The organism is Agromyces sp. NPDC029043 (genome assembly GCF_055564615.1).
This window is the reverse complement of sequence record NZ_JBVHVX010000002.1, coordinates 154832-166732: the sequence shown is the minus strand read 5'-3', so window position 1 is coordinate 166732 and position 11901 is coordinate 154832. Positions and strand designations below refer to the sequence as shown.

The window sequence follows — 11901 nt, the reverse complement described above, 5'->3', positions numbered from 1 at the left end:
CGACCGGTCGGGTCACACGTCGTAGTCCACCACGACGCGGTCGGATGTCGCGTGCGACTGGCAGGTGAGCACGTACCCCCGCTCGAGCTCGTCGGGTTCGAGCGCGTAGTTCTCGGTCATGTTCACGCTGCCGTCGACGACCCGGGCGCGGCACGTGCCGCAGACGCCGCCCGCGCACGCGAACGGCACGTCGCCGCGCACGCGGAGGGCGGCGTTGAGGATCGACTCGTTGGCGCTCACCGGGCTCTCGACGCTCGATGAGAGGCCGTCGAGCGTGAACTCGATCTCGACGGTCTTCTCGCCGCGCTCCACCACGACGGGCCGCCCGTGGCGGGGCTCGGTGGCCCGGTCGGCGTCGGTCGTGAACAGCTCGTAGCGAACGCGACCGGATGGCACGCCTCGCGCCTCGAGCGTGTCGCGCGCGAGCTGCACGAGCTCGAACGGCCCGCACAGGAACCACTCGTCGACCGTGGCCGGCGGGATGAGCGCGTCGAGCATGCGGTCGAGCTTCTCGGCGTCGATGCGGCCCGACAGCAGCGGCGCCGTGCGCTGCTCGCGCGAGAGCACGTGGTGCAGCGCGAGCCGCGCGGGGTAGCGATCCTTCAGCTCGGCGAGCTCCTCGAGGAACATCACGTCGCGCGTCGACCGGTTCGTGTAGACGAGCGTGAAGCGCGCGTCGTCGGAGCGTGCGAGCACGGTGTGCGCGAGCGCCATGAGCGGCGTGATGCCCGAGCCCGCGGCGATGCCGACCACGTGCTTGCCGTCGAGCGAGTCGAGCCCCGACGTGAACGTGCCCTGCGGGCTCATCACGTCGATGCGGTCGCCCGCGGCGAGCTCGGTGTTCGCCCACGTCGAGAAGCGCCCGCCGAGGTCGCGCTTGATCGCGACCGAGACGCTGCCGCGCACCGGCGGGCGGCAGATCGAGTACGAGCGGCGCAGCTCGTGCCCGTCGAACTCGCGGCGGAGCGCGACGTACTGGCCGGGCAGGTACGTGTAGTCGTCGGCGAGCTCGTCGGGCACCGCGAAGGTGACCTCGACCGAGTCATCCGTCAGCGGGCGGACCTCGTCGACCTCGAGCGTGTGGAACCGTGCGCGACGGCGCTGCGGCACGTGCTCGCCGCCGACCGCGCTCTGCAGGAACGCGTCGGCGATCGCGGCATCCGTGCCGAGCGTGCCGGCACCGGCGGTCGGGGCTCCGGTGGAGCCCAGGTTGATGGCGGCCATCAGAGCACCTTGAAGTAGTCGAAGGGCTCGAGGCAGTCGAGGCACTCGTAGAGCGCCTTGCACGACGTCGAGCCGAAGCGGGCGAGTTCGCGGGTGTTCAGGGAGTCGCAGCGCGGGCACTTGACCGCCATCTTCAGGCGAATCGGGCCGCCGTCGCGGACGGGCGCGTGCCCGCTCGGCGCCTGGATGCCGTACGTGCGGAGCTTGTCCTTGCCGGTCTCGCTCATCCAGTCGGTGGTCCACGCGGGCGCGAGCACCATGCGCACATCGACGCGGTCGTACCCGGCATGCGTGAGCGCGAGCACGACGTCGTCGCGCATGGCGTCCATCGCGGGGCAGCCGCTGTAGGTCGGCGTGAGCTCGACGTGCACCGCGCCCTCGTCGTCGACGGCGACCGAACGCAGCACCCCCAGGTCTTCGATCGTGAGCACGGGCACCTCGGGGTCGGTCACGGTCGCCGCGACATCCCAGGCCGCGCGCGCGGCCGGGTCGGCCGGCACGGGGCGGGCGAGGTCCTCGGCGGTCACCACGACGCCCCCGGGTGCGCACGGGCGAGCACCTGCATCTCGGCGAGCATCGGGCCGAGGTGCTCGGTGTGCTGCCCCTCGCGGCCGCGCCCGCCGACGACGAACGCGAGCCGGCCCTCGGGCCGGGCGAGACCGGCCTCGGCGAAGACCGCGTCGATCACCTCGTCGAATGCCGGCCGCAGCGATGACGGCAGCGGCGCGACGCCCTGCTCGGCCAGCCGAGCCGCGAGCTCGTCGTCGCGGAACAGCTCGTCGACGTAGGGCCAGGTCTGCTCGACCGCACGGACCATGCGTCGGCGCGACTCGTCGGTGCCGCCGGCGAGCCGGAGGGTCCACTGGATCGCGTGGTCGCGGTGGTAGTCGACCTCCTTCGACGCCTTCGCCGCGATCGCCGCGAGCGTGGCATCCGTCGACCCTTCGAGCGCGCGGTAGAGCTCGAGCAGGTACGTCGCGACGAACAGCTGTCGAGCGATCGTGTGCGCGAAGTCGCCGTTGGGCTGCTCGAAGATCCAGGCGTTGCGGAAGTCGGGCTCGTCGCGGAAGTACGCGAGGTCGTCCTCGCTGCGACCGTCGCGCGTGCCGGCGTAGTGCAGCAGCGACCGCGCGTGGCCGAGCAGGTCGAGCGCGATGTTCGCGAGCGCGACGTCCTCCTCCAGCTCGGGTGCCCGGCTGATCCAGTCGCCGAGGCGCTGGCTCAGCACGAGTGCGTCGTCGCCGAGTCGCAGCGCGTACTCCGCGACGTCGGCGGATGCCACGTGGCCGGCCGTCGCCTCGGCGCCCGCGAGCTCCTCGGCGAGCGCGACGCCGTCGACGGTGACGTCGCCGTGGTGGTCGAGGTCCTCGGCGCTCACAGGTGCTTCACCCCTTCGGACTTCGTGTAGTAGACGGCGTGCCGGTAGTTCTTGCCCGCGGGGCTCTCGAAGAACGCGCCCTTGGCGTCGGGGTCGCTCGTGGTCACCGCGTCGGCGGGCACGACCCAGATCGAAACGCCCTCGTTGCGGCGCGTGTAGAGGTCCCGTGCGTTGCGCACGGCCATGTCGGCGTCGGGCGCGTGCAGCGAGCCGACGTGCACGTGGCTCAGGCCGCGGTTGGCCCGCACGAAGACCTCCCAGAGGGGCCAGGCCTCGGTTCCCGTCTCACCCGGGGTCGACATCACGCCACCGCCTTCTGCTTCAGGGCCTGCTTGCGGGCGTACTCCGCAGCGGCCTCGCGCACCCAGGCGCCCTCCTCGTGGGCCTCGCGGCGGCGACGCAGCCGCTCGGCGTTGGCGGGGCCGCGGCCCGCGAGCACCTCGTGGAACTCGGTCCAGTCGATCTCGCTCATGTCGTAGCGCTGCTCGGCCTCGTTCCACTTCAGGTTCGGGTCGGGCAGGGTGACGCCCATGACCTCGGCCTGCGGCACGAGCATGCCGACGAAGCGCTGGCGCAGCTCGTCGTTCGAGAAGCGCTTGATGTTCCACGCCATCGACTGCGCCGAGTTCGGCGACTGGTCGTCGGGCGGGCCGAACATCATGAGGCTCGGCCAGTACCAGCGGTTCACTGCGTCCTGCGCCATCTTCCGCTGCGCCTCGGTGCCCTGCATGAGCTCGAGCAGGATCTCGAAGCCCTGCCGCTGGTGGAACGACTCCTCCTTGCAAATGCGCACCATCGCGCGCCCGTACGGGCCGTAGGAGGCCCGGCACAGCGGCACCTGGTTGCAGATCGCGGCGCCGTCGACGAGCCATCCGATCGCGCCCATGTCGGCCCAGGTCGGGGTCGTGTAGTTGAAGATCGAGGAGTACTTGGCCCTGCCCTCGATGAGCTGCTGCGTCATCTCCTCGCGCCCGATGCCGAGGGTCTGCGCGGCCGAGTAGAGGTAGAGGCCGTGGCCGGCTTCGTCCTGCACCTTCGCCATGAGGATGGCCTTGCGCTTGAGGCTCGGCGCCCGCGAGATCCAGTTGGACTCGGGCTGCATGCCGATGATCTCGGAGTGCGCGTGCTGGCTGATCTGCCGGATCAGCGTCTTGCGGTACGCGTCGGGCATCCAGTCGCGCGGCTCGATGCGCGAGTCCTGGGCGATGAGGTCGTCGAAGCGGGCCCGGGCGGCCTCGTCCTCCACGACCGTCAGGTCGGCGGGTGCGGTCATCGTCGACTCCAATGCTCTCGGGACCGGGTTGGACGGATGTGGCGGCATCCGTATTACCAACCGATCGTTCAGTTAGTATAGGCTCGTGTCAAGCGCCGCGGCAACATGACCGTCGGCGGTCCCCGCACTCGATGAGGAGCAGCGCATGACGGATGTCGCGACCGAACGCCACGACGCGGCCCAGCCGGCCGGCGAGACGACCGATGCTGCGGCATCCGACCGCCTGAACCGCTCGATGATGCAGCGCGACCTCGCCTCGGCGATGCTCGGCATGGTCGTCGAACTCGACGAGCCCGGCCACGCCGTGGTGTCGATGCGCGTGCGGGACGACATGACCAACGGGTTCGCCATCACCCACGGCGGGCTCGTCTTCACGCTGGCCGACACGGCCTTCGCGATCGCCTGCAACGAGGACCACCGGGTCACCGTCGCCGCGGGCGCCGACATCACCTTCCTGAAGTCCACGGTCGCGGGGCAGACGCTCACCGCGACGGCCGTGCGCCGCGCCCGCAGCGGCCGCACGGGCCTCTACGACGTGACGGTCGTCGACGAGCAGGGCGACGCCGTCGCCGAGTTCCGCGGCCGCTCGATCTCCACCAACCGCACGTTCTGACCTCCCGGGAGCCACCGTGTCGACGACGACCATTCCCAGCAGCACCGCCGGCTCGCCCACCGCCGAGCCCGCCGTCCGCCCCACCGTCTCGGGCCTCGTGCCCGCCTCGCCCGACGAGCTCGACGCCGAGGAGCGCATGTCGCGCGCCGAGATCGAGGCGCTCCAGCTCGAACGCCTGCAGTGGACCGTGCGCCACGCGTACGAGAACGTACCCCTGTACCGCACGAAGTTCGACGAGCACGGCGTGCACCCCGACGACATCCGGACCCTCGCCGATGTCGCGAAGCTGCCCTTCACGACCAAGGCCGACCTCCGCGAGACGTACCCGTTCGGCATGTTCGCCGTGCCGATGGAGCGGGTCGCCCGCATCCACGCGTCGTCGGGCACGACCGGTCGGCCCACCGTGGTCGGCTACACCCGCGACGACCTCGACCGCTGGGCCTCGCTGATCGCCCGCTCCCTCCGCGCGTCGGGCGTGCGTCCGGGCATGAAGGTCCACAACGCGTACGGGTACGGCCTCTTCACGGGCGGGCTGGGCGCGCACGCCGGCATCGAGAAGCTCGGCGCGACCGTCATCCCGATGTCGGGCGGGCAGACCGCGCGCCAGGTGCAGCTCATCCGCGACTTCGAGCCCGACGCGATCATGTGCACGCCGAGCTACCTGCTCACGATCGCCGACGCGATGGAGGAGGCCGGCATCGACCCGCGCTCGACGTCGCTCAAGGTCGCGATCCTCGGCGCCGAGCCGTGGACCAACGAGATGCGCCGCCGCATCGAGGAGCGCATGGGCCTCGACGCGGTCGACATCTTCGGCCTCAGCGAGGTGATGGGCCCCGGAGTCGCCAACGAGTGCATCGAGGTGAAGGACGGCCCGCACGTCTGGGAGGACCACTTCCTGCCCGAGATCATCGACGGCGAGCGCGGCGAGCCGCTGCCCGACGGCGAGATGGGCGAGCTCGTGTTCACGTCGCTGACCAAGGAGGCGTTCCCGGTCATTCGCTACCGCACGCGCGACCTCACGCGCCTCCTGCCCGGCACGGCCCGGCCCGGCATGCGCCGCATCGAGAAGATCACCGGACGCAACGACGACATGATCATCCTGCGCGGCGTGAACCTCTTCCCCACCCAGATCGAGGAGCTCGTGCTCGAGATCGAGCACCTCACGCCGCACTTCATCCTCGAGCTCACGCGTACCGGGCACATGGACGACATGACCGTGCGCATCGAGCGGCACCCCGACCTGCCGGTCGACGCGTGCCAGGCGGCGACGGTCGTGCTCGCCGGCAAGATCAAGGAGTTCATCGGCTCCTCGGTGCGCGTCCAGCTCGAGGAGCCCGGTGCGCTGCCGCGCAGCGAGGGCAAGTACAAGCGCGTCTACGACCTGCGCGAGCCGCGCTGATGCGAGACTGAGGGGAATGTCGGAGAACTCGAACGGATCGCAGCGGCGCGGCCGCCCGGGGTACGACCAGCGCGGCATCCTCGAGGTCGCCGTCGCCGCGTTCAACGAGTTCGGCTACGACGCGACCTCGATGGGCGTCCTCGCCGAGCGGCTCGGCCTGTCGAAATCCGCGATCTACCACCACTTCGCCTCGAAGGACGAGATCCTCGAGCGCGCCCTCGACCAGGCGCTGGGGTCGCTCGAGCGCGTGATCGACGACGCCGAGGCATCCGGCGGCAACGCGGCCGACCGGCTCGACCACGTGCTGCGCGGTGCGGTGCACGTGCTCGTGGCCGAACTGCCGTCGGTGACGCTGCTGCTGCGGGTGCGCGGCAACACCGAGGTCGAGCGCCGCGCGCTCGCCCGGCGCCGTGCGTTCGACAAGCGCGTGACCGAGCTGGTGTCGGCGGCGCAGGCCGAGGGAACGCTGCGGAGCGACATCGACGTGCGGGTCGTCGAGCGGCTCCTGTTCGGCATGATCAACTCGATCGTCGAGTGGTACCGGCCGGGCGGTCGCGAGGATGCCGCGCGGCTGGCCGACGACGTCATCGCCGTCGCGCTCGACGGGCTCCGCGTGCCGGCGAGCGCACGCGCCTGAGCTCGCTCGTGACATCCGGCGCCGACCGCTGGCAGACTGGCGGCCGAGGGGGAGATCATGATCGAACCGCTGCAGGACCTGCCGCCCGGAGTCATCGGGTTCCGCGCCGTCGGCACGGTGAGCGCCGCCGACTACCGTGAGGTGCTCGATCCCGCGATCGACGCCGCCCTCGAGGAGCGCGGCACGCTCGACTTCGTGATCGTCATCGACGACGAGTTCGACCACTACTCGCTGGGAGCGATGCTCGAGGACGCGAAGCTCCTCGGACGTCCGCTCGGGGTGTGGGATCGGGCGGCGTTCGTCACCGATCGCGACGTGCTGACCGGTCTCGCGGTGGCCTTCGGCGGCCTCGTTCCCGGCGAGTTCAGGGTGTTCCCGTTGGGCCGGAAGGACGAGGCGATCGCCTGGGTCGCGGAGGGCGCCGGCGCCACGACGTGACCCGGCGCCACGACGTGACGTCGCGACTCACGGGCAGGTCGGGCAGGGCTCGTTCGCCGGGCCCCGCGCGATCAGCGGCGTGTGCGCCGATCGAGTCGCCCACCACGAGCGGATGCCACGGCGCTCTGCTCGCACGGTCGAGCCGGCGGTGGTCGTCTCCGCACGGCGCTCGGCCGCGACGCGCTGACGTTCGAGCTCGACCGCCAGCCGCTCGTCGTGCGCCGTGTGGAGGTGCGGGAAGCTGAACTCCGAGATCTGCATGACGTCCGTCTCCTTGGTCCGTCTCCTGATGAGGTACGACCACGCTCCTCCCTGAGGTACGGACCCGGGATCGGGCAGATGCCGTATTCGCGGCGATGGGCGAACTGAGGCGGTGTCGGCGGGATCGACCAGAGTGGAACCATGACCACGACCCCCGCGCCGTCCGACACCCGGGCCGAGGCGCTCGCCGCGCTGCGCGAGCTCGTCGGCCGCGGTGACGCGGCCTTCCACGAGGGCCAGTTCGAGGCGATCGAGGCGCTCGTCGACGGGCGCCGTCGAGCGCTCGTGGTGCAGCGCACCGGCTGGGGCAAGTCGGCCGTCTACTTCGTCGCGACGCTGCTGCTCCGACGCCGGGGTTCCGGGCCGACGGTGCTCGTCTCGCCGCTGCTCGCGCTCATGCGCGACCAGATCGCGGCCGCCGAGCGGGCCGGGGTGCGCGCGGTCGCGATCAACTCGACGAACCCGCACGAGTGGGCCGACGTGCAGCAGCGGCTCGCCGACGATGACGTCGACGTGCTCCTCGTCTCGCCCGAGCGGCTCAACAACCCGTCGTTCCGCGAGCAGCAGCTTCCCGCGCTCGTACGGCGCGTCGGCCTGCTGGTCGTCGACGAGGCGCACTGCATCAGCGACTGGGGGCACGACTTCCGCCCCGACTACCGGCGACTGCGCGACCTCATCGCCGAGATCCCGGCCGGCGTGCCGGTGCTGGCCACCACCGCGACCGCGAACAGCCGCGTGGTGTCCGATGTGGCCGAGCAGCTCGGGCACGGCGACGGCGTCCTGACGATCCGCGGGCCGCTCGCGCGCACCTCCCTGCGGCTCGGGGTGCTCCGGCTGCCCGATGCGCCGACGCGCCTGGCGTGGCTGCTCAGCCACCTCGACGACCTGCCCGGCTCGGGCATCATCTACGCGCTCACGGTGTCGGCCGCGAACGACACGGCGCGGCTGCTGCGCGAACGGGGCCACGACGTGCGCGCCTACACGGGGCAGACCGATCCCGACGAGCGAGAGGAATCCGAGGCGCTGCTCAAGCGCAACGAGGTCAAGGCGCTCGTCGCGACGAGCGCGCTCGGCATGGGGTTCGACAAGCCCGACCTGGGGTTCGTGGTGCACCTCGGCGCGCCGTCGTCGCCCGTCGCCTACTACCAGCAGGTCGGTCGTGCCGGCCGTGCGAGCGAGAGCGCCGACGTGCTGCTGCTGCCCGGACCGGAGGACCGCGCGATCTGGCACTATTTCGCCACGGCGTCGATGCCCGACGAGGAGCGGGCCCGACGCGTCATCGACGAGCTCTCCGACGTACCGCTCTCGACGCCCGCACTCGAGGCGCGGGTCGACCTCCGGCGCACCCCGCTCGAACTCCTGCTCAAGGTGCTCGACGTCGACGGGGCCGTCCGGCGGGTGCAGGGCGGCTGGGTCGCGACCGGCGAGCCGTGGTCCTACGACGCCGACCGCTACGGTCGGATCGCCGCCGAGCGCGAGGCCGAGCAGCAGCACATGATCGACTACGAGACGACCGACGGGTGCCGCATGGAGTTCCTCCAGCGCTCCCTCGACGACGACACGGCGAAGCCCTGCGGCCGCTGCGACAACTGCGCCGGCGCGTGGTACGCCACCGGCCTCGCGGCGGGCGCCGCCGACGCCGCCGCGGGCGCGCTCGACCGGGTCGGCGTGCCGATCGAGCCGCGCCGGGCCTGGCCCACGGGCGCCGACCGGCTCGGCGTGCCCGTGAAGGGTCGCATCGCGCCGAGCGAGCAGGCCGGCGAGGGCCGCGCGCTCGCGCGGCTCACCGACCTCGGGTGGGGCGGAACGCTGCGCGAGCTGTTCGCGGCGGGAACGCCCGACGGGCCGGTGCCGCCACAGGTCCTCGCGGCCTGCGTGCGAGTGCTCGCCGACTGGGACTGGGCCGAACGGCCGGTCGCGGTCGCCTCGGTGCCGTCGCGTTCGCGACCGCGACTCGTCGACTCGCTCGCCCGCGGGCTCGCCGAGATCGGCCGGCTTCCCTACCTCGGCGCCCTCGCCCCCGTCGACGGCGGCCCGACGGGCGCGCCCGGCGGGAACAGCGCGTTCCGCCTGGCGGGTGTCTGGGATCGGTTCGCCGCCGGTGGGCTCGACGTGCCATCCGCCCCCGTGCTGCTCGTCGACGACCAGGCCGACAGCCGGTGGACCCTGACCGTCGCCGCCCGCGCGCTCCGTCAGGCGGGCGCGACCGACGTGCTGCCGTTCGTGCTCGCGTTGCGGGCCTGAGATCGAGCCGGCCGGCGGTCGAGACGGCCGACGCCGCTCGACCGCCGGCGGGGCCTCAGACGGCGACGGGCTCGAGGTCCTCGCGGTCCTCGCGTTGCGACCGCTCGTGCTCGAGCGCCTCGAGCTCGGCGAGCTCGCCGAGCTCCTCCGAGGGAGACCGCCGGCGCAGGAGCCCGACGAGCGCGTAGGTGCCGAATCCGACGAGCGCGGCGACGAGGGTCGCCCAACCGTCGAACTCCGGACCGACGAGGTCGTTCTCGATGTAGACCAGGTCGTTCGGCACGCCGTACAGGGTCGGCGTGAGGGCGAGCAGCGCCATCCGGACGACGAAGCCGACCACGACCGCTGCGAGCGCCGCGACCACGCCGGGGCGCTTCCAGAAGATGCCGAGGATGAACGGCGCTGCGAGGCACGCGAGCATCAGGTCGAACGCCAGGGTGAGCAGGATGCCGGTCTGGCTGACCCGGATGGCGAGGAAGACGCCGATCGCGACGATCGGGAGCATCGCGAGGCGCGTCCAGCGCAGGAGCGGGTCCGCCGCCCCCGAGACCACGCGGCGCACGTTGAAGATGTTGCGCACGGCGATCGCCGAGGTGGCGAGGATGGCTCCGGATGCGGTCGAGAACGACGCGGCCACGATGCCCGAGAGGACGAGGATCGCCAGGAGCGGCGGCGCGTACTCGTCGAGGAGCGTGAAGAGGATGGGTCCGTCCTCGACCGTGATGCCCAGCACCGCGCTCGCACTGAGCGCGACGAGCGCGAAGAGCGTGCCGATCACGGCGGTGCCGGCGGCGCCGATAAAGCACGCGCGCCGCGCGGTCTCGGGCGACTTCGCGCCGAAGATGCGCTGCATGAAGTCGATCGCGACGATGTCGCCGATGCCGAGCGCGATCAGCGTGGCCCAGTTGATGGGCGCGCCCTGGGCGGGGTCGGTGAGCTGTCCGAAGTCGAAGGGCCCCATCCCGGGCGGAACCACGATCCCGAAGGAGACCGCCACCCAGGCGAACAGCGCGATCGCAGCGACGACGGTGATGGCCGTCTGGATGACCGCCGTGTAGGCGTCGGAGAAGAGCCCGCCGGCGATGGTGTAGGCGAGCACGAGCGACACGGAGACGACGACGCCCCACTCGTAGGGGACGTTCGCGAACCGTTCGAGCAGGTAGCCGCACGCGACGAGGTTGCCGGCGAGGAGCGTGGTGAACGAGAGCAGCATGATGACCGATGCGAGCACCTCGGTCGTGCGTCCGTAGCGGATCCGGAAGTAGTCGGCGAGTGTGAACAGCTTCATGCGGTTCATGGGCTTGGCGAGGAACAGCCCGGTGAGCAGGAGGCAGACGGCCAGTCCGATGGCGAGCGAGGCGCCCGCCCAGAAGCCGAACTGCGAGGTGAGGTCGGTGTTGCCCACCGTCGCGTTGGCGTCGACGGCGGCGGCGGTGAGCGAGACGGCGACGAGCGGCACTCCGAGCCGTCGCCCGGCGACGAGGTAGTTCGCACTGTCGCCGTCGATCTTGCGGGCGACGGCGATGCCGACGATGAGGACCACCAGGACGGTGAGTCCCACTCCGAGGATGATCATGGCGTGCTCCCGAGGGGGTGAGGGATGGCGCCGACAGGTTTTCTATCGGTTGACAGGTAACTTGGTCGCCCGACGTGCCACCCGTGATTCGGGAATGAAACGATCGCGTTAAATCACGGGCGGAACCGCGTCGGCCGCGATCTCGTCGAGCAGGGCCGCGCCGGCCTCGTTCGCGCGTGCCACGGCGTCGGCGTCGACCTGGAGCACCCGCAGCGCGGCGTCGGCGATGCCGACGGCGGTCGTCTCGTCGATCGACTCGGGCGCACGCCGCCGCTGCAGGATCACGCTCTCGACGAGACCGAGCACGAGTGCCGTGGCACGCGGCACGTCGGCCGCTCCGCACGCGGCCACCAGCGTGCGGTACGCCTGCTCGAGGTCGGAGCGCCGCTCGTGGAACGTCGCGAACCGCTCGTCGCCGAGCTCTGGCAGCAGGTAGAGCGACCCGACGTTCTCCTCGCCGCCCACGAGCACGCGGACGTCGGCGACGCAGAGCGCCCAGATCCGCTGCTCGGGCGGCTCGGGGCGTGCGAGCAGCCGTGCGGCGGCGTCGAGCGAGGGTCGCACGGTGCCGAGCAGCAGTTCGAGCAGCACCTCGTGCTTGCCTGCGAAGTAGTGGTAGAGGCTGGCCTGCCGGATGCCGGCCGCCTTCGCCAGCGCATGCGTGCTCGTGCTGCCGTACCCCTCGGTGCAGAAGAGCCTCGCTCCGGCCGCGAGGATGTCCTGGCGAGTGCCGAGTCCGGTAAGCGACTCGCCCGATGCACGGGGTCGACCAGTGGGGCGCGCCATGACGGTTCACGCTATCAGGCACCTGCGGCACGGCTCGCCGGCTGCCGCCTTCGATTTCTGTTACACGACCGA

At 71.6% G+C, this 11901-nt stretch carries 13 protein-coding genes; 5 read left to right on the top strand and 8 right to left on the bottom strand.

What is annotated here, in order from left to right:
• Positions 1-12 precede the first annotated feature (12 nt).
• From paaE to paaA, 5 genes are read right to left on the bottom strand one after another with little or no spacing between them, the layout of a single operon-like run.
• The gene (gene paaE, locus ACZ4TW_RS04485) at positions 13-1224 is read right to left on the bottom strand and encodes a 1,2-phenylacetyl-CoA epoxidase subunit PaaE (protein WP_465540579.1); all 1212 of its coding nucleotides are present in this window, start codon (positions 1222-1224) and stop codon (positions 13-15) included.
• Positions 1224-1751 (bottom strand): 1,2-phenylacetyl-CoA epoxidase subunit PaaD, encoded by a 528-nt coding sequence (paaD, locus tag ACZ4TW_RS04480; protein WP_465540577.1) that lies wholly within the window; start codon positions 1749-1751, stop codon positions 1224-1226. Before paaD ends, paaE begins: the two co-directional genes overlap by 1 nt.
• The gene (gene paaC, locus ACZ4TW_RS04475; protein ID WP_465540575.1) at positions 1748-2602 is read right to left on the bottom strand and encodes a 1,2-phenylacetyl-CoA epoxidase subunit PaaC; all 855 of its coding nucleotides are present in this window, start codon (positions 2600-2602) and stop codon (positions 1748-1750) included. The genes paaD and paaC overlap by 4 nt, the downstream gene beginning before the upstream one ends.
• Positions 2599-2904: a 1,2-phenylacetyl-CoA epoxidase subunit PaaB gene (gene paaB / locus ACZ4TW_RS04470; RefSeq protein ID WP_067948099.1), complete on the bottom strand. Its 306-nt coding sequence runs from the start codon at positions 2902-2904 to the stop codon at positions 2599-2601. The genes paaC and paaB overlap by 4 nt, the downstream gene beginning before the upstream one ends.
• Positions 2904-3875 (bottom strand): 1,2-phenylacetyl-CoA epoxidase subunit PaaA, encoded by a 972-nt coding sequence (gene paaA, locus ACZ4TW_RS04465; RefSeq protein WP_465540574.1) that lies wholly within the window; start codon positions 3873-3875, stop codon positions 2904-2906. The genes paaB and paaA overlap by 1 nt, the downstream gene beginning before the upstream one ends.
• Positions 3876-4020: 145 nt before the next feature.
• On the opposite strand from paaA, the gene paaI reads away from it, so the two are divergent.
• From paaI to ACZ4TW_RS04445, 4 genes are all read left to right on the top strand, one after another.
• The gene (gene paaI, locus ACZ4TW_RS04460; RefSeq protein WP_465540572.1) at positions 4021-4488 is read left to right on the top strand and encodes a hydroxyphenylacetyl-CoA thioesterase PaaI; all 468 of its coding nucleotides are present in this window, start codon (positions 4021-4023) and stop codon (positions 4486-4488) included.
• A gap of 136 nt (positions 4489-4624) precedes the next feature.
• Positions 4625-5887, top strand: a complete 1263-nt coding sequence (gene paaK / locus ACZ4TW_RS04455; RefSeq protein ID WP_465540899.1) for a phenylacetate--CoA ligase PaaK — start codon at positions 4625-4627, stop codon at positions 5885-5887.
• Between the two features lie 16 nt (positions 5888-5903).
• A complete protein-coding gene (locus ACZ4TW_RS04450; protein ID WP_465540570.1) occupies positions 5904-6524 on the top strand; it encodes a TetR/AcrR family transcriptional regulator in 621 nt (206 codons plus the stop codon).
• Positions 6525-6581: 57 nt separating this feature from the next.
• Positions 6582-6962: a SpoIIAA family protein gene (locus ACZ4TW_RS04445; RefSeq protein WP_465540568.1), complete on the top strand. Its 381-nt coding sequence runs from the start codon at positions 6582-6584 to the stop codon at positions 6960-6962.
• A gap of 27 nt (positions 6963-6989) precedes the next feature.
• Here ACZ4TW_RS04445 and ACZ4TW_RS04440 read toward each other — a convergent pair whose 3' ends face one another.
• On the bottom strand, positions 6990-7223 hold the full coding sequence (locus ACZ4TW_RS04440) for a hypothetical protein (protein ID WP_465540566.1): 234 nt from the start codon (positions 7221-7223) through the stop codon (positions 6990-6992).
• 141 nt (positions 7224-7364) lie between these two features.
• Here ACZ4TW_RS04440 and ACZ4TW_RS04435 point away from each other — a divergent pair, with 141 nt between their 5' ends.
• Positions 7365-9467: a RecQ family ATP-dependent DNA helicase gene (locus ACZ4TW_RS04435; RefSeq protein ID WP_465540565.1), complete on the top strand. Its 2103-nt coding sequence runs from the start codon at positions 7365-7367 to the stop codon at positions 9465-9467.
• A 55-nt stretch (positions 9468-9522) separates the two neighbouring features.
• On the opposite strand, the gene ACZ4TW_RS04430 is transcribed toward ACZ4TW_RS04435, so the two are convergent.
• Positions 9523-11043, bottom strand: coding sequence for a high affinity choline transporter 1 (locus ACZ4TW_RS04430; protein ID WP_465540563.1), 1521 nt, complete (start codon positions 11041-11043; stop codon positions 9523-9525).
• A 108-nt stretch (positions 11044-11151) separates the two neighbouring features.
• Complete coding sequence (locus ACZ4TW_RS04425) at positions 11152-11829, bottom strand: TetR/AcrR family transcriptional regulator (protein ID WP_465540561.1); 678 nt, start codon at positions 11827-11829, stop codon at positions 11152-11154.
• Positions 11830-11901 lie beyond the last annotated feature (72 nt).